General features: G+C 44.5%; 23 protein-coding genes. 11 read left to right on the top strand and 12 right to left on the bottom strand.

The window, feature by feature from the left end; genetic code table 11:
• Positions 1–47: 47 nt before the first annotated feature.
• The 4 genes from QS795_RS07600 to QS795_RS07585 are packed head-to-tail and all read right to left on the bottom strand — an operon-like array spanning position 48 to position 4,633.
• Positions 48–1,532: an aldehyde dehydrogenase gene (locus tag QS795_RS07600; RefSeq protein WP_286271875.1), complete on the bottom strand. Its 1,485-nt coding sequence runs from the start codon at positions 1,530–1,532 to the stop codon at positions 48–50.
• Between the two features lie 11 nt (positions 1,533–1,543).
• Positions 1,544–2,410 (bottom strand): 4-hydroxy-tetrahydrodipicolinate synthase, encoded by an 867-nt coding sequence (gene dapA, locus QS795_RS07595; RefSeq protein WP_286271874.1) that lies wholly within the window; start codon positions 2,408–2,410, stop codon positions 1,544–1,546.
• A gap of 15 nt (positions 2,411–2,425) precedes the next feature.
• Complete coding sequence (locus QS795_RS07590) at positions 2,426–3,673, bottom strand: NAD(P)/FAD-dependent oxidoreductase (RefSeq protein ID WP_286271939.1); 1,248 nt, start codon at positions 3,671–3,673, stop codon at positions 2,426–2,428.
• A 9-nt stretch (positions 3,674–3,682) separates the two neighbouring features.
• Positions 3,683–4,633 carry a 4-hydroxyproline epimerase gene (locus QS795_RS07585; protein ID WP_318627123.1) on the bottom strand — a complete coding sequence of 317 codons (951 nt, stop codon included), beginning with the start codon at positions 4,631–4,633 and terminating at the stop codon, positions 3,683–3,685.
• 152 nt (positions 4,634–4,785) lie between these two features.
• Here QS795_RS07585 and QS795_RS07580 point away from each other — a divergent pair, with 152 nt between their 5' ends.
• The 6 genes from QS795_RS07580 (at position 4,786) to dauA (ending at position 12,274) form a co-directional block, all read left to right on the top strand.
• Positions 4,786–5,643: an AraC family transcriptional regulator gene (locus QS795_RS07580; protein WP_154603930.1), complete on the top strand. Its 858-nt coding sequence runs from the start codon at positions 4,786–4,788 to the stop codon at positions 5,641–5,643.
• Between the two features lie 315 nt (positions 5,644–5,958).
• Positions 5,959–6,582 (top strand): CDP-alcohol phosphatidyltransferase family protein, encoded by a 624-nt coding sequence (locus QS795_RS07575; RefSeq protein WP_224060970.1) that lies wholly within the window; start codon positions 5,959–5,961, stop codon positions 6,580–6,582.
• 9 nt (positions 6,583–6,591) lie between these two features.
• The gene (locus tag QS795_RS07570; protein WP_286271870.1) at positions 6,592–8,358 is read left to right on the top strand and encodes a bifunctional alpha/beta hydrolase/class I SAM-dependent methyltransferase; all 1,767 of its coding nucleotides are present in this window, start codon (positions 6,592–6,594) and stop codon (positions 8,356–8,358) included.
• Positions 8,359–8,527: 169 nt separating this feature from the next.
• Positions 8,528–9,868 carry a phosphatase PAP2/dual specificity phosphatase family protein gene (locus QS795_RS07565; RefSeq protein WP_318627121.1) on the top strand — a complete coding sequence of 447 codons (1,341 nt, stop codon included), beginning with the start codon at positions 8,528–8,530 and terminating at the stop codon, positions 9,866–9,868.
• Positions 9,865–10,278 carry a hypothetical protein gene (locus QS795_RS07560; RefSeq protein WP_318627120.1) on the top strand — a complete coding sequence of 138 codons (414 nt, stop codon included), beginning with the start codon at positions 9,865–9,867 and terminating at the stop codon, positions 10,276–10,278. Before QS795_RS07565 ends, QS795_RS07560 begins: the two co-directional genes overlap by 4 nt.
• Before the next feature lie 280 nt (positions 10,279–10,558).
• On the top strand, positions 10,559–12,274 hold the full coding sequence (dauA, locus tag QS795_RS07555; protein ID WP_154638222.1) for a C4-dicarboxylic acid transporter DauA: 1,716 nt from the start codon (positions 10,559–10,561) through the stop codon (positions 12,272–12,274).
• Positions 12,275–12,369: 95 nt separating this feature from the next.
• Here dauA and QS795_RS07550 read toward each other — a convergent pair whose 3' ends face one another.
• From QS795_RS07550 to hemA, 7 genes are all read right to left on the bottom strand, one after another.
• On the bottom strand, positions 12,370–13,122 hold the full coding sequence (locus tag QS795_RS07550; RefSeq protein ID WP_318627119.1) for a tetratricopeptide repeat protein: 753 nt from the start codon (positions 13,120–13,122) through the stop codon (positions 12,370–12,372).
• A 68-nt stretch (positions 13,123–13,190) separates the two neighbouring features.
• A complete protein-coding gene (gene mnmL / locus QS795_RS07545) occupies positions 13,191–14,093 on the bottom strand; it encodes a tRNA modification radical SAM protein MnmL/YtqA (RefSeq protein ID WP_286271861.1) in 903 nt (300 codons plus the stop codon).
• Between the two features lie 12 nt (positions 14,094–14,105).
• Positions 14,106–14,960 carry a 3-deoxy-8-phosphooctulonate synthase gene (gene kdsA, locus QS795_RS07540; protein WP_154603938.1) on the bottom strand — a complete coding sequence of 285 codons (855 nt, stop codon included), beginning with the start codon at positions 14,958–14,960 and terminating at the stop codon, positions 14,106–14,108.
• A 43-nt stretch (positions 14,961–15,003) separates the two neighbouring features.
• Positions 15,004–15,813: an invasion regulator SirB1 gene (gene sirB1, locus QS795_RS07535; RefSeq protein ID WP_181478568.1), complete on the bottom strand. Its 810-nt coding sequence runs from the start codon at positions 15,811–15,813 to the stop codon at positions 15,004–15,006.
• Positions 15,814–15,837: 24 nt separating this feature from the next.
• Positions 15,838–16,671, bottom strand: a complete 834-nt coding sequence (prmC, locus tag QS795_RS07530; protein WP_286271857.1) for a peptide chain release factor N(5)-glutamine methyltransferase — start codon at positions 16,669–16,671, stop codon at positions 15,838–15,840.
• Positions 16,671–17,753, bottom strand: a complete 1,083-nt coding sequence (gene prfA, locus QS795_RS07525; RefSeq protein WP_006659989.1) for a peptide chain release factor 1 — start codon at positions 17,751–17,753, stop codon at positions 16,671–16,673. Before prfA ends, prmC begins: the two co-directional genes overlap by 1 nt.
• 31 nt (positions 17,754–17,784) lie before the next feature.
• Positions 17,785–19,047, bottom strand: coding sequence for a glutamyl-tRNA reductase (hemA, locus tag QS795_RS07520; protein ID WP_286271855.1), 1,263 nt, complete (start codon positions 19,045–19,047; stop codon positions 17,785–17,787).
• 356 nt (positions 19,048–19,403) lie between these two features.
• Here hemA and lolB point away from each other — a divergent pair, with 356 nt between their 5' ends.
• From lolB to prs, 3 genes are all read left to right on the top strand, one after another.
• Positions 19,404–20,048: a lipoprotein insertase outer membrane protein LolB gene (lolB, locus tag QS795_RS07515; RefSeq protein ID WP_318627180.1), complete on the top strand. Its 645-nt coding sequence runs from the start codon at positions 19,404–19,406 to the stop codon at positions 20,046–20,048.
• Positions 20,045–20,920 carry a 4-(cytidine 5'-diphospho)-2-C-methyl-D-erythritol kinase gene (ispE, locus tag QS795_RS07510; protein WP_286271853.1) on the top strand — a complete coding sequence of 292 codons (876 nt, stop codon included), beginning with the start codon at positions 20,045–20,047 and terminating at the stop codon, positions 20,918–20,920. Before lolB ends, ispE begins: the two co-directional genes overlap by 4 nt.
• Before the next feature lie 67 nt (positions 20,921–20,987).
• A complete protein-coding gene (gene prs, locus QS795_RS07505) occupies positions 20,988–21,935 on the top strand; it encodes a ribose-phosphate diphosphokinase (RefSeq protein ID WP_006661866.1) in 948 nt (315 codons plus the stop codon).
• A 334-nt stretch (positions 21,936–22,269) separates the two neighbouring features.
• Here prs and QS795_RS07500 read toward each other — a convergent pair whose 3' ends face one another.
• Entirely contained in the window at positions 22,270–22,542 is a 273-nt protein-coding gene (locus tag QS795_RS07500) for a DUF2583 family protein (RefSeq protein WP_154638228.1), read from the bottom strand.
• Between the two features lie 309 nt (positions 22,543–22,851).
• Here QS795_RS07500 and pth point away from each other — a divergent pair, with 309 nt between their 5' ends.
• Together pth and ychF are read left to right on the top strand one after the other, a co-directional pair.
• Positions 22,852–23,442: an aminoacyl-tRNA hydrolase gene (gene pth / locus QS795_RS07495; protein ID WP_036954667.1), complete on the top strand. Its 591-nt coding sequence runs from the start codon at positions 22,852–22,854 to the stop codon at positions 23,440–23,442.
• A gap of 102 nt (positions 23,443–23,544) precedes the next feature.
• Positions 23,545–24,636 (top strand): redox-regulated ATPase YchF, encoded by a 1,092-nt coding sequence (gene ychF / locus QS795_RS07490; protein WP_036954672.1) that lies wholly within the window; start codon positions 23,545–23,547, stop codon positions 24,634–24,636.
• Positions 24,637–24,704 lie beyond the last annotated feature (68 nt).

Genomic DNA, 24,704 nt, shown 5'->3' with positions numbered 1-24,704 from the left:
TGCAAGGGTCGAAACCTGAACCCCGCAAGGTTCAGGTCAATGTCATTTTACTGATTGATAAACCAGATAACTTTCGTTTGGGTGTATTGCTCAAAGGCTTCTAAGCCGTTGTCTTTTCCACCAAAACCTGACTGACGGAAACCACCAAATGGCGTGGTGATATTACCTTCGCTAAATCCGTTGACAGACACCGTCCCCGCATTGATACGACGTGCAATATTCATCACTCGATGGACATTTTGGCTATAAAACGATGCAGCCAATCCGTAGTGAGTGTCATTGGCTAAATTGACCGCCTCGTCATCGGTTTTAAACGATGTGACGGCTAAAATGGGACCAAAAACTTCATGTCGAAAGAGAGACATTTCTGGCGTAACGGCATCAAAGATAGTCGGTTCGATATACCATCCGGAGCCGAGATCACTGCGTATTTTTCCTCCTGTCACCAATTTTCCACCCTCTTTGACAGTGGTATCTAAAAACGATTTCACTTTCTCAAAATGCGCCTGTTCAATCATTGGACCAATAGAGACACCCGCATCGCGAGGATCGCCCACTTGCCATGTTGATGCTGCAGCCGTTAACTTTTCAAGCAGCGACTTTTTGACATTTTCATGCACAATTAAACGGGAACCGCAGCTACAGTTTTCGCTCATATTCCAGAACGCAGCCGCCATAATATGTGGAATAGCCGTATCTAAGTTCGCATCCTCAAACACCACTTGCGGGCTTTTTCCACCACATTCCAAAACAATCTCTTTTAGGTTACTTTCAGCGGAGTATTTCAAGAATAAACGCCCCACTTCCGTTGAACCGGTAAACGACACCACGTCCACATCAGGATGACGCCCTAAGGCTTCCCCGACTTTCTCACCCAGTCCACACACTAAACTTAACGCGCCTTTAGGGACGCCAGCTTCATAAGCCAGTTCCACCATGTGGTAGGCACTTAAGGAAGTTAACTCTGCAGGCTTCACAATCACCGAGTTCCCAACCGCCAATGCAGGTGCTACTTTCCATGCAAACATTTGAGCAGGGAAGTTCCAAGGTAAAACGGCCCCCACAACGCCAATTGGCTCATGAACAATCAGCCCCATTTCTTGGCGACCCGTTGGGGCAATTTTGCCGAACAGTTTATCGATGGCTTCCGCATACCAATAGAAGGTTTCCACCGTTGCGGGTAAGTCTGTATTCAGACATTCCGTGATGGGTTTCCCTGCATCCACACAATCTAAGGCTGCCAGCTCTTCACTGTGTTTTTCAATTAATTGCGCCCAGCGCAGCATCACTTGCTTACGTTCTTGGGGAGATAACCCACTCCAGCACCCTTCTTCAAAGGTTTCTCGAGCAATATTCACGGCTGCATGAACATCTTGCGCGCTGCCATCCGCAATATAACCAATCGCGCTATTATCGATAGGTGTATAATTTTTGAGTTTGGCGCTGCCACTTTGGTAACCCGCAATTAAATTACCCGCCCACAGTTGGCTCTGTTTCGCTCGTTCAAATATTTGCTCTTTGGTGATCAACATAGTCAACCTCCCTACGGCTTGATCAACGCAAGAAACTCATGACGTTCTTGCTGGCTAATATTTGACAGAGGCAAACGAACTGGCCCCACGTTAAAGGTGCCTTTTAAGCAACCCGCTTTGGCTTTTTGGTTATAATTACCTGACTCCATTGAATAAATAGCAGGATAAATCTCTTCCATTGTCTGCTTAGCCTTCGCCCAATCTCCATTTTGTGCGGCATTAAAAATCGCCACTTGCTCCGCAGGGAAAACGTTGCCCGCACCCGCAATCCAACTTTTCGAGCCCCAGAAGAAAAAGTCCACAGGTTGGTCATCACAACCGCAAATGACTTCGAAGTTTTTAAATGGCGTTTGTAGCAAATGCAGAGCACGGCTAAAGCTCCCACTGCTCTCTTTGATAGCGACGATATTGTCGATTTCAGCTAATTTCACCACGGTATCCAGTTCAATTTCGATACCGATACGGGCTGGGAAGTTGTACATAATGATTGGTAGCGAGGTGGATTTCGCCACTTTTTCATAGTGAGCATAAACGCCGTTTTGATCCGGCAGGCTGTACGGAGGCGGCGACAGCATCAACCCTTCGTAACCCAGTTCTTTTGCTTGTGCTGCGCGTTTAATTGCGCCCTCGGTAGATAAGTCATTAATCCCTGCGATCAGCGTCACGCTCCCTTTAGCAATTTTACTGACCGTGGTTAATACGGTTTTGCGTTCATCTTCATTTAACGCGTAATATTCACCCGTGGTGCCGCAGACAACTAACCCTGTCACACCACTGGCAATCAGTTTTTCGGTTAACTCTGCTAACGCCGTGATATTCAATGAAAGATCATCATGAAACGGAGTGACTAACGGAACAAGGATGCCATGGAAATTCATTATAATTCTCCTGAATTAAAGAAAGCGCTTAATCGAAAAAGGCGAGCAATCGAGCGGTGTCGGTTGCCCGTGGATCATGTTGTTGACGATATCTGCGGTAATTGCCGCTTGTGTTAGCCCTAAATGCTGATGCCCAAAAGCAAAAACATACGGGCCTTTTTGGTCTATGACCGGTAAGGAATCGGAAATAGTGGGACGGAACCCCATCCACTCACTGGTATTCTGGCTATCCAATGGTGTTTTTAGCATTGGGTTAGCTAACGGTAAAAAGTGACGAGCGCGCTGCATATTCGGTGGACGTTTTAGCCCTGCATATTCCACCGTACCCGCAAGACGTAACCCACCGTTCATTGGCGTCATAATAAAACGGCGATCCATACTGGAAACAGGGATGGATAAACGCCCTTTTTCATTTGGTAGCATCAAGTGATAACCGCGCTCCGTTTCTAACGGCACATTAATGCGGCTCACCATCTTCACTAACGATTTCGAAAATGCGCCACCCGCAATCACCACTTTATCGGCGATAAATGCGCCTTGTGATGTGGTCAAGCGTGCTTGACTCGCTGATGACGAATCAATCGCCGTGACTTCACACTCAGTCAGGACTTTTCCCCCTAACTGTACGAATGCTTGGGTTAAACGCTCATGCATCAAGGCGAGATCCACCACATGTCCTGTCTCGGGATAGAACAATCCACCAATCTGGTTATTGGCAAGTTCAGGTTGCTGTGCCAACAGTTGGGATTGATCCAACAGCTGGTTATGCACCCCCATGCTATTTAAATACTCTCCGTGGCGACGCAATTTTTTGAGGGTCGGTGGTTTCTCAGCCACCAGCAGCGAACCTTGGATTTTGACTAAATCCTCTAACTGCCACTGCTTCGAAAATGCCTGCCAAGCGCCTAATGACGCCCCATTGAGCATGGAGAGAACGTGATGAATATGCATAAACGGCTTGTGGCGCATATTACCCAACAATTTCAGTAACCATGGTGTCAGCGGCAATATATAGCGCCAATCAATACGCAGTGCGCCTAACGGGTCGATCAACATGCTAGGAATTGATTTCAAAACAGATGGGTCCGCCACAGGAAACACCTGCTCCGTGGCGATATGCCCCGCATTCCCGAACGAAGCGCCTGAGCCAATTTGGTTTTTGTCGACCAATAAAACGTCCGTGCCTTGATTCTGGACAGATAACGCAATACTGAGCCCAACAATGCCACCACCCACCACAATCACAGAATATTTGTTATCCATTGGCTTACCTCACTCCACCGTGATCCCAAAGCGGAACGGGTCGTTTTCATCGATCAACAAGGTATTTTCGCCACTGATATAAGCATTTCCACGAATAGTCGGGATGATGCCGTTAGCATCTGCAATCTGATAGCTAGCTTGGAATTGACTACCGATGACACTTGCCTGACGCCAAATTTTGCCTTCCGCTAGTTTGTTGTCTGCCGCAAGACACGCCAGCTTGGCACTTGTGCCCGTGCCACAAGGAGAACGGTCATAGGCACCGCCTGGACATAACACAAAACTTTGACTATCCGCATCTTTGCAATGACCAAACAGCTCAATGTGGTCAATTTCTTGGTTATCTTTACCAAAAATACCTTGGTCAACGAGAGCTTGTTTGATTTTCAAACAGATTTCAGTCAGCGCCTTCGCATTCCCATACTGGATAGCGAGTGGTGAATTTTCGACGAGGAAAAACCAGTTTCCGCCCCATGCAATATCCCCAGTCACTAGCCCAACCTCCGGCACGTTGACTTGAACGGCTTTGCGATAACGGTATGCGTAGACGTTTTGAATACTCACGCTACCATCTTCATGTAATTTAGCAGTCACATCCCCGACAGGGGTTTCAATTAAATGCTCCCCGTAGCCAATGCGCCCTAAGTAATGCAATGATGCAACTAAACCAATGGTGCCGTGACCACACATGCCTAAGTAGCCTTCGTTATTAAAGAAAATCACCCCCGCGGCAGCTTTGGGATTCACTGGTTTGCAAAGTAATGCGCCCACTAAAATGTCATTTCCACGCGGTTCTAAAATCGTCGTGCAGCGCCAATGGTCATATTCCGTACGTAATTTTTGTAGGCGCGACGCCATGTCTGAATTCCCTAAATCAGGAAAACCCTCAATCACTAAACGTGTCGGTTCCCCTGCAGTATGAGAGTCAATGACTTCAATTTTCTTATATTTACTCTGCATCAGTTCATCCTTATTAATATCATTTGTTAATAGAATGCTTGATTTATGTAAACAACTCTTGATATCTTTCGAATCAACCCATGCGTATTTCTGCACAATTTAAAAACATTTCAGATAACTATTAAAATTAGTTGAATGCATTGGAGCGCAATATGATTGATTTAAATAAACTGTTGTTGATTAGTCAGGAAAACATGCTTTTCCCCGTAGATAATATTAATAATTTGTTAAATCATCTTGGATTGGTCATGCCATTGATTAATACGCTTCCCAATGTGACTTTCTTCGTCAAAGACCGTAATGCCAAATACTTACTTGCCAATGAAAATCTCGCTAAACGGTGCAAAGTTGATCAACCAAATGGTGTAATAGGAAAAACTGCAGAAGATATCTTCCATGCAGATTTAGGTCAGAGTTATAGCTCCCAAGATTATTTGGTGATGCAGAAAAAAATCAGTGTTATCAATAAACTGGAATTACATCTCTATAAGGCAGGGTTATTAGGCTGGTGTTTAACAACCAAGGTACCGATTTTTGATACTAACAATCAGGTTATCGGTGTTGCGGGAATTTCGGTGGATTTGCAGGATGAGAAGTCAGTGAGTCCCAAATTAAATGGTCAATTGGGACGCGTTGAGCACTATATTAGCCAGCATTTTGATACCGCTATTAAAATAACGACATTGGCTGAAATTTCAGGGTTGTCATTATCACAACTCAATCGTCAATTTAAAACGGTCTTTCATATTACTCCCCAGCAATATATTCAGAAGAAACGCCTTGAACACGCAATTGAGTTATTAGAAGAGGACTATTCGATTACGGATATTTCAATTAAATGTGCCTATGCCGATCACAGCGCATTCTGCCGTAAATTTAAAGAACTCACAAATATGACCCCAAGCCAATTTAAACGTATGCGTTCTACTATTGATAATAACAAACACAATGATAATAAAAACATAGATAATAAAGCCGTTAATAAATGGGATATGGCTTATTCTATTTAACCCTCATAAAACGCGCATTTTCTTTAAAAAATGTGCGTCTTTTCTTTTTTGAAACACGCGAACTTTTTTCCATCCATTCCCTCTAAATTCTCAGTTGTTCTTTTAGAAAGAAACCGTTGAGCCTCTTTTTGTTGTCACGATGAATCGCTTTCACGATGAATTGCTATCATGATGAATTGCTATCATGATAAATAGTTGTAACGATAAATTGTTGCAATCATGAACTTAGGACAGCTCTTATTGCAGCTAAAACATAATCGCGTATTGATATAGCACTAAACTGCACGCTATGCGGTATATTTTAAGGATGAGTGAATGACCATTTATGATCTGAAGCCGAAGTTTCAGAATCTGTTACGCCCTATCGTTCGTCAGCTCTTTGAGGCGGGAATTACAGCCAACCAAGTCACCCTCGCAGCATTAGGGTTGTCCATTATCGTTGGCGCTCTATTAGCCATTTTCCCTAGCCCTTATTTGTTTATCCTGCTGCCGTTTGTCCTCTTTATTCGTATGGCGCTCAACGCTATTGATGGCATGCTGGCTCGTGAACATAACCAAAAAAGTCACCTTGGTGCCATGCTAAATGAGCTAGGAGACGTCATTTCTGATGTTGCCTTATACCTACCTTTCGTGCTGATTTTCCCGCACGCATTTTGGTGGATTTTACTGATCCTATTCCTCAGCGTTTTGACTGAATTTATCGGCGTCATTGCTCAAGCGATTGGCGCATCTCGCCGTTATGATGGCCCCGTAGGTAAAAGTGACCGTGCTTTTGTTTTTGGCGCGCTCGGGTTGTTTGTCTGTATTTTTCCGCAACTGATGACCGCAAGTTGGATCAATATCCTGTTCGTCATCCTTGCCCTGCTCTTGTTCTATACCTGCTATAACCGTATTCGCCGCGCACTGACTGAATTAAGTGCAGTATCGGAAAATAATTAAGGAAGAATTATGAACGCTCAAACTGACTATTCGACTCAACGTCCCGTTGTCGAATCTCAATTTACCACCAGTGATCATACCAATTTGTTTTATCGTTATTGGCCAACTGAACAAATCACCGATAAAGCCATTATTTTGTTTCACCGTGGTCATGAGCACTCTGGTCGTGTTGCGCATTTAGTGGATGAATTGAATCTCCCTGATTTTGCTATGTTTGCATGGGATGCTCGTGGACACGGCCGAAATGAAGGCCCCCGTGGCTACAGCCCATCTCTAGGCACGTCCATCCGTGATGTGGATGAATTTGTCCATTACGTATCAGAGCAATATCAGATCCCACTCGAAAATATTATTGTTATTGGTCAAAGTGTTGGGGCAGTCTTGGTCTCTACATGGGTGCATGACTATGCACCTAAAATCCGTGGTATGGTGCTAGCCTCCCCTGCATTTAAGGTCAAATTGTACGTCCCATTTGCCCGTACAGGCTTAGGGCTAATGCAAAAAATTCGCGGATTGTTCTACGTGAACTCTTATGTAAAAGCCAAGTTTTTAACCCACGATGAGCAGCGTATTCACTCGTTTAACAATGACCCGCTGATCACGCGCCCAATTGCCGTAAACATTCTTCTGGAGCTGTATACAACTGCAGACCGTGTGGTCGCGGATGCCGCTGCCATCACTTTGCCAACCCAGTTGTTTATTTCTGGTAGTGACCATGTGGTTCACCATAAACCACAGCATCAGTTTTATGACCGCCTAAATACCCCAATTAAAGAGAAGCACATTCTTCCCGGTTTTTATCACGACACATTAGGTGAAAAAGACCGCCATATTCCTATCGAAATGATCCGTCAGTTTGTTGATAAATTATTTGCCCTGCCACTGTATCAACATGATTATCAATTCGAAGATACCTGGAGCACCAGTGCCGATGCATTCCGCTCATTGAGTGTACCGCTGCCTAAATACTGCCCAAAAAACCTTGCTTATCAAATCATGAGCAAATCGATGAGCACGTTGGGTAAAGCATCTGAAGGTGTACGTATCGGCTATGATAAAGGCTTTGATTCCGGCTCTACCCTCGATTATGTCTATCGCAACGAGGCGCAAGGTTCCGGTCTATTTGGTCGTATTATCGATAGGCAGTACCTCAACAGTATTGGCTGGCAGGGGATCCGCCAGCGTAAAGTCAACATTGAAAACATTATTCGCCAAGCTATTCGTGAACTAACTAATAGTGGAAAGCCTGTTCGTATTATGGATATTGCCGCGGGCCAAGGTCGCTACATCTTTGATGCCATTAATGACTACGGAAAAGTCGATTCCGTTCTACTGCGTGACTACAGCCCAGTTAACGTTGAACAAGGCCGTTTACATATCAAAGAACGTTACTTAGAAGACAAAGTTCGCTTTGAAGAAGGTAACGCATTTGATGCCGACGACCTCGCGGCAGTTTCTCCAGCGCCAACGTTGGGAATCGTCAGCGGTCTATATGAGCTTTTCCCAAGCAATGAGCTCATCCGCGCTTCCCTTGATGGGCTTTCCCGAGTCATTCCATCCGGTGGTTTACTCGTCTACACCTGCCAACCATGGCACCCACAGGTTGAAATGATTGCCCGAGTACTGCCAAGTCACCAAGGTGGACAAGCGTGGGTAATGCGCTGCCGTAGCCAAGGCGAAATGGATGCTTTAGTCGAAGAAGCTGGCTTCGAAAAAATCACGCAGTCCATCGATAACTGGGGCATTTTTAGCGTTTCCCTTGCTCGACGCCGTTAATTACTTTTCTTTTTAACTAACAGGTTATTGGTATCATCACCAATAACCTGTATTTTTATCTGCCCCACACTCATTTAGCCTGCAAATGATTCACTCGCTTGCAGATAGCTTATTGATGTACCTTTATCAGTGCATCGAGATGCGATTAATAAGGATAGGAACCGAACCCATGCTCTATTTAGCCCAAGATACGCGCCCGACATCACGACGCCAGATTTGGCTCTATGGGTTAGTTTGGTTGCTATTCTTAGCCCCTTTTTTCTTTTTAACCTATGGGCAAGTCAATAATTACACCGCGACACTGCCCAATGTGCCTTCTTATGTATACGGATGGGAAACACGCATTCCATTTTTGCCATGGACCATCATCCCCTATTGGAGCATCGACCTGCTTTATGGGCTTTCCTTGTTTATCTGTGTCACCCGCCGTGAACAGTACATCCATGGTTTGCGCTTAGTTGCCGCCTCGCTGATCGCCTGTGCTGGTTTTTTACTTTTTCCACTTAAATTCAGCTTTCCGCGCCCTGAAACCAATGGGGCATTCGGCTGGATGTTCGATAGCCTAGAGCTGTTTGACTTACCCTATAACCAAGCCCCCTCTCTGCATATTATTTTACTGTGGTTATTGTGGCTACGTTTCAGGGCTCATACTCCAACCCAATGGCGCTGGGTGCTACACAGTTGGTCAATCCTTATTTTGGTCTCCGTTCTTACCACATGGCAGCATCACTTTATCGATGTGATCACCGGTTTCGCCGTTGGTGTCATCATCAGTTACTTGTTACCCATTAACACTCGCTGGCAATGGCGCTATACCGGTAGCCCTCGTAGCCTGAAAATAGCGAAAAACTATGGCCTTGGCGCTATCGCCTGCTATGTTCTCGCCTTTCTCGTGCAAGGTGCAGCATGGTGGCTCCTATGGCCTGCAATCGCCTTAACTTTCGTCACACTAGGCTATTTAGGTGCTGGTGCTTCTGTATTCCAGAAAACAGCCTCTGGACAGATTTCTCCTTCTGCCACATTAGTTTTACTTCCTTATCGCCTGATCGCTTGGGGTACCTATCATTACTACGCCAAGCGCTGTCAGCAACCCAGTATTGTGAACGAAAAAATTGTTTTGGGAGGACGCCCGTTATATCCACTGCAAACTCAAGCTGTTCTCGATATGACTTGCGAGTGGCCTCGCAATAATTACAGCCAAGGTAAAAATTATTGTAGTCAGCCGCAAATTGATTTGTTACCTCTAAGCCCCGAGGATATTGAGAAAGCTGTTACAACTATGGACAGACTCGCCCAAAGTGGTTCGGTGTATGTTCATTGCAAGTTAGGTTATTCTCGTAGTGCGACGGTAGTGGTAGCTTGGATGGTGCATCAAAATATGGCGAGAAATATCGATGAGGCAATCGCCCATGTGGAACACGTTCGCCCTCAGGTGATTTTAAATTCAGCAACTGTTGAGCAGTTACATCACTGGTATCAGCAATTTCATGTACGGAGAACACACCAATGAGTTCACTGATGGATAAAAACCAAGGAGATGTGATTGTAGTATTCACTGCCAGTTGGCGCTATTTTGCCGTAGGTGCCATCCTCGCGTTATTGGGGCAATTCGCTTTACTGCTTCATGATTCGATATCACGCTTTAGCCTCGCAGTGAGTGTCGGGCTGTTTTTTGCTAGCCAATACTTTATTTTCCGCCTATGGCTAGACCACCATTTCTTTGCGCTGATTTATCGACAGGGAGATACTCAATCCTTTGATAACACACTCGGGTTCCTATTTCCTCAATCCTCAGGGAATCAAAATAGGGAAAACCGAAGTATGGAAAGTCGCTGGGAAGGCACTCGTAAATTATTTCAGCGTGCCAGTTATTGCGTGGTTATCTTGTGGGGATGGTTATTATTTTCGCTTATTTTTTAGTTCGTTTTGGGTGATATTTAAATAAGCGGTAAATTTACTATTAATTAATTATCACACCTTTTAAATCGCTGTTTAAAATAGCAAATCGATAGTTAATAATTATTTTAAATACGTTTAATGATATTTAACGGAGTAAATAACGCTTTTTTACTTTTGATACTGAAAACGTTATGATAATTGTAGTTTCATTGATAAATAACACATTTTTTTGATTCAGTTAGGCGTATCCTCATATCTTCATTTCGTTTATTTTTCACCCTGTTATTTTGGTAGGGTTTTAATGAGTACAAAAAATATTAATAGATTGCGCCCTTTTAGCGCATTGATTGATTCCTGTTGGAAAGAGAAATACACCGCAGCCCGCTTTATGAAGGATTTAATTGCGGGTATTACCGTTGGGATTATTGCAATTCCACTGGCTATGGCACTCGCTATAGCCAGTGGTGTTCCGCCTCAATATGGTCTTTACACCGCTGCCATTGCAGGGATCGTTATTGCCATTTCGGGAGGCTCCCGTTATAGCGTTTCTGGGCCAACTGCGGCCTTTGTGGTTATCTTATACCCCGTATCTCAACAATACGGACTTAGTGGCTTATTAGTCGCAACATTAATGTCAGGGATTATTTTGCTGGCGATGGGTTTTGCTCGCTTCGGTAAGTTTATCGAATATATTCCTGTGTCCGTCACGCTTGGTTTCACATCGGGGATTGCGATCACGATTGCGACCATGCAAATCAAAGATTTTTTTGGTCTGCATATGGAGCATGTCCCTGAAAACTATGTCGATAAAGTGATTGCGTTGACTAAGGCATTTCCAACCTTGCAATACAGTGACACCTTGATTGGGCTTGCAACTTTATTGGTGCTGATTTTCTGGCCTAAACTCAAAGTTCGCCTACCGGGACACTTGCCTGCAATTATTGTCGGTACCCTAATTATGTGGGTACTAACCCTATTTGATATTCAGGTGGAAACTATCGGTTCTAAATTTAGCTATTTACTACCGGATGGAACTCAAGGTAACGGTATTCCACCTATTCTGCCTCAGTTTATGTTGCCTTGGGAGTTACCGGGTAGTGCACCCATCAGTTGGTCGATGATCACCGCATTGATGCCTGCCGCTTTGTCGATGGCTGTTCTTGGTGCAATCGAATCCCTATTGTGTGCCGTCGTGCTCGACAACATGACGGGGAAAAAGCATCATTCCAATAGTGAGCTTATTGGTCAAGGGCTAGGGAATATTGCCGCTCCATTCTTTGGTGGGATCACCGCAACCGCGGCGATTGCCCGTTCGGCTGCAAACGTCCGTGCAGGTGCAACATCCCCTATATCTGCCATTGTGCATTCTATTTTAGTGTTGCTGACCCTGCTTATTTTAGCGCCATTGCTCTCCTATTTACCGCTAGCAGCAATGTCTTCTCTACTGCTGATTGTGGCGTGGAATATGAGTGCCGCTGGAAAAGTGTTTACGTTGATCCGCCGTGCACCAAAAGACGACATTATTGTTTTACTGCTGTGTATGTCACTGACTGTCCTATTCGACATGGTTATTGCTATCACTGTCGGGATTGTTATCGCATCACTGCTGTTTATGCGCCGAATTGCCAATATGACACGAGTAACCCAACTACCAGAGACTCAAGAAGATAAAAGCCTACTGGTTGTGCGAGTGAATGGCCCCCTGTTCTTTGCCGCCGCAGAGCGTATTTTTGATGAGCTGCGGGTAAAAAGTCATGGTTATGAAACGATTGTGATGCAGTGGGATGCCGTACCGGTATTTGATGCAGGGGGGCTGGAAGCCTTCCATAAATTTATTGATATCGTTCGTAAAGACACCCACATTATTGTGTGTGATATTCCATTCCAACCACTGAAAACATTAGCGCGTGCCAATGTTCGTCCGATTGATGGCGTGCTCAGCTTCCAAAATTCACTGAAAAGTGCATTAGAAGAAGTTCATCAGATTCAGGAAAATAAAAAGCAGCTTAAGTCATAACAGCGCTACCGTATTATTAGCTTAACGCTGACAATAAAAATGCCGCACTTGCTGAACAAGAGCGGCATTTTCTATTCAATCCTGTATGCTAAAAATCAGTAGCAGTACATTTCGTTACCTTCGGCTTTACCTAATTCACAAGCCATCGCACGGAGTTTTGTCGCTTTCTGCTCATCATCTCTGACGGCACCATTGTTACCATCATTAAATTGAAATGAAGCCATACCTTCTGCAAAGCCAGCGAAGGTTAATGCATCAGCTTTTGCAAACCATTCCAAGGCTTTTTTCTCATCTTGCGGTACCCCATTACCATCATAATAAATGATGCCTAACCATAAAGGCGCATTAAAATAATCTTTGTCATTTAACGCACTGACCTCCTCAAGTAACGTAATGGCGCGCGGGTAATCAACGTCACCTGACTCAGGCGTAATCAACGTTTCAGCTAAGCTTATTTTCCCTCGAATACTCCCACCAGCAACGGCTTTAGTGGCATATTCACGGGCTTTGACAAATTCCTCAGTAAACGTTCTGTCTCCACTAATTAACGTAATATCCGCCAATAATGAATACGCATCTGCATTGCCTGCTTGTGCTGATTTCTCTGCCCATAACTTGGCATTGCTTTGGTTTTGTAATACACCAATTCCCGCCAAATACATTCCAGCTAATTCATATTGCGCTTTAGCGTCATTGTTTTGGGCCGCCGTTTTGGTCTGTTCAAATATTTTCTTATCTTCAGGCGTAATATCGTATTGCGCCATTGCATGTAGTGAGAACATTAAGCCCACCGCGCCTAAGCAAAATTGGCGGCTGGTATTTTTAATAGCAGAGAGGATTGGGTACATAGGTGCCTTATTATTTATAAACGTTAATACGGATGATAAACGATGCTTTTAAAACGGTTCTTGAGACGCTATAACGCAGAGCCTTGCCCACCATTAGCAAGCAAATATTGGTACAAACTGTTCATACCTACCCAACGATTTTCACACCATTGTGGCGCTAATAATGTCGGTTTTCTCGCACTAGCACTGATACGATGGTACAGAATATCCGTTGGCGTATGGCGGATCATCTCCCCTGCGGTTGCGGTATATTCATCTAGAGATAGGGTTTCTAAGCGACCTGCTCGCCAGCTTTTTGCCATAATACTACCCTCAACGATATGCAACGGATGCAGTTTTATGCCATCTGTGCCACACGCCAAAACCGCCTCTAACGTCTGCATATTCATGACAGCATTTTCATTTGGCAGACCGCAAATTAAATGAGTACAAACCTTGAGCCCCAGTGCTCGGGCTTTTTGGGTGGTCGTTTGATAAGCAGCAAAATCATGACCGCGATTAATACGGTGCAATGTTTTGTCGTGAGCAGTTTGTAAGCCAAGTTCTAACCAAATTTCATAGCCTTGTTGGCGATAATCCGACAGTAACGATAACACCGCTTCAGGCACACAGTCAGGGCGAGTTCCTACGCATAAGCCAACCATATCCGCCTGTTGTAGCGCTTCTTCATACAACTGTTTTAAACGATGTACTTCGTCGTAAGTACTGGTATAAGCTTGAAAATACGCTAAATAGCGATTTGCGCGGGAAATTCGAGAGACTTGTTGCTGGATTTGAAGGGTGATGGGTTGTTCGGACTGTTTCTCATCACTGAAGGATGACACATTACAAAATGTGCAGCCACCTCGCCCCAACGTACCATCACGGTTTGGGCAGCTAAAGCCACCATGTAAGGTGACTTTATGGATTTTTTCACCATATCGGCGCTGGAGATCAGCGCCGAACATGGAAACAACATCATTTAATTGCATTTGAAACGATGATTAGCTGTTGGTGTCCAACGCAGGAAAGCTTTTCACAACTTCGTCAATGGCTTTAACTTGCTGTAAGAATGGCTCTAATTTGTTTAATGGTAATGCAGAAGGACCATCACAACGCGCGTTATCTGGATCTGGGTGAGCTTCAAGGAATAGACCTGCTAAGCCAACCGCCATCCCTGCTCTTGCCAGTTCAGCAACTTGACCACGACGACCGCCTGATGCTGCGCCAAATGGGTCACGGCATTGCAGTGAGTGCGTTACGTCAAAAATCACAGGGCAACCGTTAGAAGCTTGCATCATGACATTAAAACCAAGCATATCAACTACTAAGTTGTCATAACCAAAGTTTGCACCACGGTCACACAGGATAATGTTATCGTTGCCACCTTCGATGAATTTCTCAACGATGTTGCCGATTTGTCCCGGGCTGATAAACTGAGGTTTCTTGATGTTAATTACCGCATCGGTTTTCGCCATCGCTGCAACTAAGTCAGTTTGACGTGCCAAGAATGCAGGTAATTGGATAACATCAACCACTTCAGCAGCTGGCTGAGCTTGCTCTGGAGTATGAACATCGGTAATGATTTTCACGCCAAAAGTCTGTTTGATTTCTTGGAAGATTTTCAGACCTTCTTCCAGACCTGGTCCACGATAAGAGTGAATAGATGATCGGTTAGCTTTATCAAAAGAGGCTTTAAATACATACGGAATGCCTAATTTTTGTGTCACAGTGACATAATGCTCACACACTTTCATCGCCATATCGCGAGATTCAAGTACGTTCATGCCACCAAACAGAACAAATGGCAGATCGTTTGCGACCTTAATATCACCGATACTGACTACTTTCTGTTGCATACTCTTACCCTTTATAGGAAGACAAAAACTGTCTATACGTTAATCAATGCAGTACAACTGGAAGGTTATCCAGCGAATAAATTTGGATCTTAATCATTTCCGACACGGGGTCTTCTGGGCAGTGCTCAACAAAATAGTTAAGGTCGCTCAGCGCCACATGGTTACAATCTAAGTGAGCGAGGATAAGCCCTCGGTCGCGAATTTCATAAGGGTCTTCAGGATCGAGGATCAGCAATGTCTCACAGACTTTTAATGCCATCTCCATTTTTTTCTCTTCCATCAGCGCCGCTTTTAATGTGTCGAAAATTTTGCGAACAATAATACTATGTTCAGCCACATCCAATTCATCAAAAATAAATTCGGAGTATGGATCAACCGTGCCTTTTAGCCACATCGTTAATGTGTGTTGTGACAAGGTTTCACCGCTAACAGGGTTAATAAACCACTGGGAACCATCGCGTTTTGTCGAGACAAAGAGTAATTGAGTCGGGAAAATTGCAGCTTCAATCTCTAAATCAAGCTGCTCAGCAATAAATAAGAAAATTGAGCCAAGAGAGACCGGAGTACCTTGCTTAGAAACTAAAACTTTATCTAACCACAGCATATCAGATAGCGCATAAACACCGTGCGCCGCACCAAATTTCCACTCACCATAAAACAGTGCAATCAGCTGCTCTATCTTTGACTGATTATCAGCAGTCAAATCAATTGCTTCACGCGCTTTAGCGACTAAATCATCTAATTGCGTTTGTACCTGCATAAAGGGGAAATCGGCACGAATGATTTGTGAAACCATCATAATGCCTTCGCTTAACGGTAACTGATTAAACTCAATATTTGCTATTGTTTTCATTACAATTCCACTGCAATTGCCCGCCTAACCATTCCATTGGCCAAGGGAAATTCGCTCTTTACCACCATAATCCAGACAGGTCTCGACATTGGTGTACCCATTTTCATTAAACAGCTCTCGCACTGTTAAACCTTGCTGCCAACCATGCTCAAGCAGCAGCCACCCTTGTTGTTTTAGGTATTGTTTTGATGTGGCAATAATGTGTGCTAAATCTGAAAAACCATGCTCATCAGCAATCAGCGCGGTTGATGGCTCAAAACGCACATCACCTTGGCTCAAGTGAATATCACTCTCATCAATATAAGGTGGATTACTCACAATCATATCAAATAGTTCATTGGGGAGTGAAGTAAACCAATCACTTTGTGAGAACTGAATATTTGAAATGGCTAAACGTTGTTGATTTCGTTGCGCTAACGCCACCGCATCGGGATTAAAATCCACGCCCGTTACACGACTATTAGGTAACTCTGACGCCAAGGCTAACCCAATAGCCCCCGTTCCTGTGCCAAGATCCAAAATACGACAGACGTCTTGAGGAAGGCGTGCTAACGCTTGCTCGACAAGGCATTCGGTATCTGGACGTGGGATCAAGGTTGCGGGGGAAACATACAGCGGTAGTGACCAGAATTCTCGTTCACCCACAATGTAGGCAATCGGCTCTCCTTGTTCACGGCGAACTAATAGCGCCTCTAATTGCTGTTGTTCATAGGAAGTGAGTTCGGTTTCATCAAAAGCGAGGATGTAGGTACGGCTGCGCCCTGTTGTGTGTTGCAACAGGATCTGCGCATCTCGTTTAGCGCTATCACTGGCAGACAGTCTGACGACTGCCTGCTGTAACCATTCGCTATAACGCATTAGTCCTGCTCAGATAAAGCAGAAAGCTGATCAGCTTGGTATTCGTTGATGATAGGCTGAATTAATGTATCCAGTTTTCCTTCCATCACTTCATCCAAACGGTACAGCGTTAGGTTAATACGGTGATCAGTGACTCGACCTTGTGGGAAATTATATGTACGAATGCGGTCAGAACGGTCACCGGAACCTAATAAGTTACGGCGTTCTGAAGCTTCTGCTGCATGGCGTTTATCCATTTCAGCTTGGCGAATACGCGCACCCAACACAGACATCGCTTTCGCTTTGTTTTTGTGTTGTGAACGTTCATCCTGGCACTCAACCACAATACCCGTTGGTAAGTGGGTAATACGAATTGCGGAGTCGGTGGTGTTAACGTGCTGACCACCCGCGCCCGATGAACGGAATGTATCAATACGTAAATCCGCTGGACTAATTTCCGGTAATTCCGCTTCTGGCAGTTCAGGCAAAATAGCGATAGTACAAGCAGAGGTATGAATACGACCTTGTGATTCCGTTTCAGGAACACGCTGTACGCGGTGACCGCCGGATTCAAACTTCAAGCGGCCATACACGCTATCACCCGAAATTTTTGCGATAACTTCTTTGTATCCGCCGTGCTCACCATCGCTGGTGCTCATCAGTTCAACACGCCAGCGGTTGCTTTCCGCATAACGGCTGTACATACGGAATAAATCACCCGCAAAAATTGCCGCTTCATCGCCACCCGCGCCCGCGCGGATTTCCACAAAGCAGTTATATTCATCATCAGGATCTTTTGGAAGTAACAACAATTGCAATTGTTGCTCTAGCTCTTCATTGCGCTCTTTAGCTTCTTTTAGCTCTTCTTGAGCCATCTCTTTCATTTCAGGATCATCTAACAGCATTTGGGCTGTTTCGATATCATCCTGAACGGTGCGCCACGCAGTAAAACACTTCGCGACATCCGTTAATTGAGCATATTCTTTTGATAAAGCACGAAAACGGTCTTGATCAGCAATCACACCCGCATCAGCAAGGTGCGCTTCAATTTCTTCGTAGCGTTCTTGTAATGCTTCTAGTTTTGCGACAATAGAAGGCTTCATTCGTTATATCAGACCTATGATTAAAAAGTGGTTATTGATGGTCCAGCCCTAGGCTGTCCCTAAGTAGATTTAGACGCTCAACATCCCCATTTCCCGCAGCTTGCTGCAAAGATTTAGTCGGAGCGTGGATCAGGCGGTTGGTTAACTGTTGTGATAGCTGCATAATCACTTGCTCAGGGTTGGCACCTTGGGCAATGGCTGCAAGTGCTTTTTCGGTCATGCTTGCCCGAATTGCTTCCGCCTGCTCTCTGTATTCGCGAATTGTAGAGACTCCGGCTTGTGAGCGCAACCAATCCATAAAATGACCGCTTTCTTGCTCAACAATAAATTCCGCTTCAACCGCGGCAGCTTTACGTTGCGCCAAGTTTTGGGCAATGATGGATTCCAGATCATCAACAGTGTAGAGATAAACATCTCTGAGTTTTTCTACATCCTGCTCGATATCACGAGGAACTGCGATATCAATCAATAACATAGGTTTACTACGTCGTACTTTCATCGCACGTTCGACCATCCCTTTACCAATAATTGGTAGCGGGCTAGCCGTTGAACTAATCACAATATCCGCTTCTGCTAAACGGTTATCGATATCGGCTAATGAGATAACTTGCGCGTTCACTTCTTTGGCGAGAAGTTCGGCTCGTTCTAGCGTTCGGTTAGCGATCATCATCTTTTGTACGCCATGCTCACGCAAATGACGTGCGACTAATTCGATGGTTTCCCCTGCCCCGACTAACAAGATATTCAAATGTTTGAGTGATTCGAAAATCTGTCTCGCCAGTGTACAAGCCGCAAAAGCGACAGAGACCGCATTCGCACCGATATCAGTTTCGGTTCGCACACGTTTAGCCACAGAAAACGATTTTTGGAATAAGCGCTCTAATTCGCTAGATAGAGAATGATTATCTTGTGAAAGCGCAAACGCCTTTTTCACTTGACCGAGAATTTGAGGCTCACCAAGAACCAGCGAATCTAACCCACTTGCTACGCGCATAAGATGGCTGACTGCGCGCGCATCTTGGTGCCAATAGAGACTAGGTTGCAGATCTTTGGCGGTGATCCCGTGAAAATCACATAACCATTTAGTTAACTGTTCCTGCGCTTTTTCTTGAGACTCAAGGCTGAGATACAGTTCAGTTCGGTTACAGGTAGACAGCACAACGCCGCCACTCACTTGAGGTTGCTTCAGTAACTCCTCAAGTGCGTAGTCGATTTTTTCAGGACCAAAAGCGACTTGCTCACGCAAAGCCACTGGTGCTGTTTTATGATTAATGCCTAAGGCTAATAGGGTCATTGTGCTTACGACTTACTCACATTGCTCACATTGCTAATTTATTTGTCAGAATGATGCTAGTATTTAGCTCATTACTGCGATTTATATTCGTATATTGTAGATGATTAACGCGTCTGTTTCTACGGTTAGCCTATCATCAACAATCAGAAAGATGATGCACACCAAAATTTACGTTGATTATCGGACTGTCTGATATCAATATCAATAAGATGCATCAAGGATGCCGCTATTTGGCACAGAAAGCAAATTCCCTACTTTTGAGTAGGTTTTCATTGATAACCACTACAGATTAGCGCAATATTCCTGAAAATTACCTTTTGAGAACCGATATGCAACTTTCTTCAGCTCTGTCGTTTATGCGCCCAGCCAGAAATTTTTGGCGATTAATGCCCCTTTCCTGCTTGCTGCTGACTGCCTGTGTGACTACCTCTCAAGACACCACGAAAGGTACTTCATCCTCAACGGATGCGCAGTGGACAGCCCATCAATCGCAAGTGGTTGAACTGCGTGACTATCAAACTCGTGGCTCCTTTGTGTACATTGGCGGTCAAGGTACCGGAACAGAAACCAAAACTTACGCGAAGTTTTTCTGGCAGCAATATACCCCAGAAAAATACCGTTTATTACTGACTAACCCATTAGGCACGCGTGAACTGGAACTCAGTGTAGAGCCTGATTTAACCAAATTAACGACTAAAGATGGGCAAACTCACATGAGTGATGTGCCGAGTGAGTTAATTTATCAGTTAACAGGCATGGATATACCTATTGACGATCTCACCGCTTGGTTGGTCGGCTCACCGGGACGCGCTACTGAATACATCCTTGATAGTAACCATTTGCTCAAATCCGTGACGTTTAAAATCAATGGCGAAACATGGAAATTGGATTATCTCTCTTACGATACTAAAACCTCGCCAATGCTACCGAACCACATGGAGCTGAAGCAAGGAGATAAAGTCATCAAGTTAAAAATGGATAGTTGGACACTGAAAAAATGACGTTAACGTGGCCATCACCGGCAAAATTGAATCTTTTTTTATACATTACCGGGCAGCGAGCTGATGGTTATCATGAGCTACAGACTCTGTTTCAATTTTTAGATTATGGTGATGAAATCACCTTTACCACGCGTTCGGATGATCAAATTAATTTACTCACCCCGATGCCGGGCGTAGATGTCGAAAAAAACTTAATCATTCGAGCCGCCAAAAGCTTGCAAACCTATTGTCGCGAAACCCTCAATCATCAAGGGGCGTTAGGTGCAGATATTCACATCCACAAAGTGCTGCCGATGGGCGGTGGAATTGGCGGCGGATCATCAAATGCGGCGACAACGCTGATTGCGCTTAACGAGCATTGGGGAACTCACGTTTCTGATGAGGTCTTAGCCAAATTAGGTAAACACCTCGGTGCCGATGTCCCCGTTTTTGTTCGCGGTCATGCTGCCTTTGCCGAAGGCATTGGCGAAATTTTAACACCCGCAGAACCAAAAGAGCGTTGGTATTTAGTCGCACACCCCGGAATTGAAATCTCAACCCCGATGATCTTCACAGATCCAGAATTAAATAGAAATTCTCCAAAACGCTCTTTAGCCGCATTATTACTGGCTCCGTATGCAAATGACTGTGAACCGATCGCAAGAAAACGTTTTCGTGAGGTTGAACAGCTCGTTTCTTGGCTGTTAGAATATGCTCCGTCTCGCCTAACAGGAACAGGCGCTTGTGTGTTTTCTGAATTTGAAACCCAAGCGGATGCCCTGAAGGTGTTAAATAAATCCCCATCGTGGGTGCAAGGATTCGTCGCTCAAGGAGCGAATGTTTCTCCTGTGCACAAATTCCGCGCTGGGATAACCCGTGTATTGCACCGATAGTAATGACTTATCCATCATTGCTGTTGGTCAACAATATCTCTCTGGACGCAAGCCTGAGGTTTTTCTCGTGCCCGATATGAAGCTTTTTGCTGGTAACGCTACACCGGAACTAGCACAACGTGTTGCTAACCGCCTTTACACTAATCTTGGAGACGCGGCTGTTGGTCGTTTTAGCGACGGCGAAGTCAGTGTTCAAATTAATGAAAATGTTCGCGGTGGTGATATTTTTATCATCCAGTCAACTTGCGCACCAACCAATGACAACCTGATGGAACTCGTTGTTATGGTCGATGCCCTGCGCCGTGCATCTGCTGGTCGTATTACCGCTGTTATCCCTTACTTCGGTTATGCAAGACAGGATCGTCGCGTACGTTCTGCCCGTGTACCAATCACCGCTAAAGTTGTTGCCGATTTTCTGTCAAGTGTGGGTGTTGACCGTGTTCTTACTGTTGACTTACACGCAGAGCAGATCCAGGGCTTCTTTGATGTTCCTGTAGATAACGTATTTGGTAGCCCAATCCTTCTGGAAGATATGTTGCAGAAAGATTTAGAAAACCCAATCGTTGTTTCTCCAGACATCGGCGGCGTCGTTCGTGCTAGAGCAATCGCGAAATTACTGAACGATACTGATATGGCAATCATTGACAAACGTCGCCCACGCGCAAACGTTTCTCAAGTCATGCACATCATCGGTGACGTTTCTGGTCGTGACTGTATCTTAGTTGACGATATGATTGATACTGGTGGCACACTGTGTAAAGCAGCTGAAGCGCTGAAAGAACGTGGGGCTAAGCGTGTATTCGCTTATGCAACTCACCCTATCTTCTCAGGTAATGCTGTAGACAACATCAAAAACTCTGTGATTGATGAAGTCATTGTTTGTGACACAATTCCTCTTTCTCCTGAAATCAAGGCGCTGAACAAAGTTCGCACCCTGACCCTTTCAGGCATGCTGGCCGAAGCTATTCGCCGTATCAGCAATGAAGAGTCAATTTCTGCGATGTTCGAGCACTAATTCTAAAGCGGGGTCTTAATGACCCCGTTTTAACATCCTAGTTTCAGTCGTTTTTCATGAAATTATTGAGACGGGAAATGTGCTTTATCGCACCACATTCATTGTGGTCACGATACAAAAATTTATAAGTAGCGCCCCTACTGTTGTTCATCAACCGTAGGGGCTTTATTTTGGGCTTTTCAAAAAACCGCTCTTTTAAAGCCTACTTTTTCAGGCAAAAAATAAGAGTGAAATCATACGTAGTGAATTTCACTCTTATTTAGATTTTATCTATTTTTCAATGACTCATTTCTGTTCATTGAGGATATCCATCGATGAATTTCAGCCTAACTCACTATGGGTAGCGGTGGTTATCGTTACGGGAATGAAATTGACGTTTCACCAAACAGTAACGGTCTTCCACTTTCTCTTTACCGCCCATTCTTGCGCCCACTAACCAAACCAACGCACCGATAAAGATCCCAAACAGAGAGCCATTGATGATGTCATCGGACAACCCTAAATCAACAATATGAGAAAACAGGTTTAAACCGATGCTTCCCCCCATCACCACCATACCCAAACCCATCAAGCCATTACCAATGAGAGTAACCATTTTCCGTTTCATATCTACCTCCAATATCAGTAAACTGATACGCAAGCATTAAAGAAAAGTTCGATAAAACTTTATATTTATGTAAAGAGTATAGCTCTTTAAGTAAAATTATTTGCGATAAGCTTCACATGTATAGAAGACTTTAAGGATATCTACTCAAAAAGTGCTTTTAATCAATTTAACAACTGATGATGGTATTGACGAATAATTCACAAACTAATTATCACTGGTGCAATCTTATCAATGACAATTTTGTACATCCACTCCGACACGAGGTAAACTAGTCGCCAATTTCTATACATTGACAGTGAAAAAGTCCCCGTGAGTAAAATAAAATTAATTGTTGGATTAGCCAATCCGGGCGCTGAATATGCGCAAACCCGCCATAACGCTGGTGCCTGGTATGTTGATTTACTGGCACAACGCCATAACCAATCGTTAAAGGAAGAGCCTAAATTTTTTGGTTATACGGCTCGCATCAATCTTAATGGCAATGATATTCGCTTGCTGGTTCCGACCACCTTTATGAACTTGAGCGGTAAATCCGTCGCAGCAGTAGCCAATTTCTATCGCATTAATCCGGATGAAATTTTAGTCGCCCATGATGAGCTCGATTTACCACCAGGTGTAGCCAAAATGAAACTCGGTGGCAGTAACGGCGGACATAACGGCTTAAAAGATATTCAAAGTAAATTTGCCAATAACCCGAACTTTTACCGCTTACGCATTGGTATTGGGCACCCAGGCGATAAAAACAAAGTTGTTGGTTTCGTGTTAGGCAAGCCACCGCTGTCTGAACAGAAGCTTATTGATGATGCAATTGATGAATCTGTGCGCTGCACGGACATCCTGTTATCCGACGGAATGGACAAAGCTATCAATCGCTTACATGGTTTTAAAGCCACAGCCTAAGAGTTGATTTCATCAAACACGAGTTTTTGTGTATAATCAGCGCCAATTTTCTAAACATTGGGGGCAGCACTCGCCTGCCCCCGCTATTAAGGTGAGAAACATATGGGTTTTAAATGCGGTATCGTTGGTCTGCCTAACGTGGGTAAATCCACTCTGTTTAATGCATTGACCAAAGCCGGCATCGAAGCAGCCAACTTCCCTTTCTGTACAATTGAGCCAAACACGGGTGTTGTGCCAATGCCAGACCCACGTCTTGATCAATTAGCTGAAATTGTGAAGCCTCAGCGCATCCTGCCAACCACGATGGAATTCGTTGATATCGCGGGTCTGGTAAAAGGCGCATCGAAAGGTGAAGGTCTTGGTAACCAATTCCTGACTAACATCCGTGAAACGGAAGCGATTGGTCACGTTGTTCGTTGTTTTGAAAATGACAATATCATCCACGTTGCTGGCCAAGTTGACCCAGCAGCCGATATCGAAGTGATCAACACTGAATTAGCATTATCTGACTTAGATACTTGTGAGCGTGCTATTCACCGCGTACAAAAACGCGCAAAAGGCGGCGATAAAGACGCAAAAGCGGAATTAGAAGCGCTGGAAAAATGCCTGCCACACTTAGAACAAGCTGGCATGCTGCGTTCATTAGATTTAACGGCTGAAGATAAAGCCGCAATCCGTTATTTAAGCTTCTTAACCCTGAAGCCAACCATGTACATTGCCAACGTCAATGAAGATGGTTTTGAAAATAACCCATACTTAGACAAAGTCTACGAAATCGCTAAAGCCGAAGGTTCTGTTGTTGTGCCGGTTTGCGCTGCTATCGAATCTGACATCGCCGAGCTTGACGATGAAGAGCGCGATGAGTTTATGGCTGATTTAGGTATTGAAGAGCCAGGTCTGAACCGTGTGATCCGCGCAGGTTACGAATTATTAAACCTGCAAACTTATTTCACCGCTGGTGTGAAAGAAGTGCGTGCATGGACTATCCCTGTTGGCGCAACTGCTCCACAAGCAGCCGGTAAAATCCACACTGACTTCGAAAAAGGCTTTATCCGCGCACAAACTATCGCATTCGAAGATTTCATCAAATTCCGTGGTGAACAAGGCGCGAAAGAAGCCGGTAAAATGCGTGCAGAAGGTAAAGATTACATCGTTAAAGATGGCGATGTATTGAACTTCCTGTTTAACGTGTAAGCCTATATCTTCTTATTAAAAAGTCGTTATTAAAGAGAAAAGCAGCATAAAACTGATTTGGTTTTAAG

The sequence above is a fragment of the Providencia zhijiangensis genome (genome assembly GCF_030315915.2).
In the GTDB taxonomy this organism is placed as follows: domain Bacteria; phylum Pseudomonadota; class Gammaproteobacteria; order Enterobacterales; family Enterobacteriaceae; genus Providencia; species Providencia zhijiangensis.
Note: the sequence above shows the minus strand (reverse complement) of the source record. Positions and strands in the feature narration are given on the sequence as shown.

Coding starts and splice junctions, on each gene's coding strand:
- QS795_RS07600 (WP_286271875.1), bottom strand. CDS start 1,532: ATGTTGATCACCAAAGAGCAAATATTTGAACGAGCGAAACAGAGCCAA.
- dapA (WP_286271874.1), bottom strand. CDS start 2,410: ATGAATTTCCATGGCATCCTTGTTCCGTTAGTCACTCCGTTTCATGAT.
- QS795_RS07590 (WP_286271939.1), bottom strand. CDS start 3,673: ATGGATAACAAATATTCTGTGATTGTGGTGGGTGGTGGCATTGTTGGG.
- QS795_RS07585 (WP_318627123.1), bottom strand. CDS start 4,633: ATGCAGAGTAAATATAAGAAAATTGAAGTCATTGACTCTCATACTGCA.
- QS795_RS07580 (WP_154603930.1), top strand. CDS start 4,786: ATGATTGATTTAAATAAACTGTTGTTGATTAGTCAGGAAAACATGCTT.
- QS795_RS07575 (WP_224060970.1), top strand. CDS start 5,959: ATGACCATTTATGATCTGAAGCCGAAGTTTCAGAATCTGTTACGCCCT.
- QS795_RS07570 (WP_286271870.1), top strand. CDS start 6,592: ATGAACGCTCAAACTGACTATTCGACTCAACGTCCCGTTGTCGAATCT.
- QS795_RS07565 (WP_318627121.1), top strand. CDS start 8,528: ATGCTCTATTTAGCCCAAGATACGCGCCCGACATCACGACGCCAGATT.
- QS795_RS07560 (WP_318627120.1), top strand. CDS start 9,865: ATGAGTTCACTGATGGATAAAAACCAAGGAGATGTGATTGTAGTATTC.
- dauA (WP_154638222.1), top strand. CDS start 10,559: ATGAGTACAAAAAATATTAATAGATTGCGCCCTTTTAGCGCATTGATT.
- QS795_RS07550 (WP_318627119.1), bottom strand. CDS start 13,122: ATGTACCCAATCCTCTCTGCTATTAAAAATACCAGCCGCCAATTTTGC.
- mnmL (WP_286271861.1), bottom strand. CDS start 14,093: ATGCAATTAAATGATGTTGTTTCCATGTTCGGCGCTGATCTCCAGCGC.
- kdsA (WP_154603938.1), bottom strand. CDS start 14,960: ATGCAACAGAAAGTAGTCAGTATCGGTGATATTAAGGTCGCAAACGAT.
- sirB1 (WP_181478568.1), bottom strand. CDS start 15,813: ATGAAAACAATAGCAAATATTGAGTTTAATCAGTTACCGTTAAGCGAA.
- prmC (WP_286271857.1), bottom strand. CDS start 16,671: ATGCGTTATAGCGAATGGTTACAGCAGGCAGTCGTCAGACTGTCTGCC.
- prfA (WP_006659989.1), bottom strand. CDS start 17,753: ATGAAGCCTTCTATTGTCGCAAAACTAGAAGCATTACAAGAACGCTAC.
- hemA (WP_286271855.1), bottom strand. CDS start 19,047: ATGACCCTATTAGCCTTAGGCATTAATCATAAAACAGCACCAGTGGCT.
- lolB (WP_318627180.1), top strand. CDS start 19,404: ATGCGCCCAGCCAGAAATTTTTGGCGATTAATGCCCCTTTCCTGCTTG.
- ispE (WP_286271853.1), top strand. CDS start 20,045: ATGACGTTAACGTGGCCATCACCGGCAAAATTGAATCTTTTTTTATAC.
- QS795_RS07500 (WP_154638228.1), bottom strand. CDS start 22,542: ATGAAACGGAAAATGGTTACTCTCATTGGTAATGGCTTGATGGGTTTG.
- ychF (WP_036954672.1), top strand. CDS start 23,545: ATGGGTTTTAAATGCGGTATCGTTGGTCTGCCTAACGTGGGTAAATCC.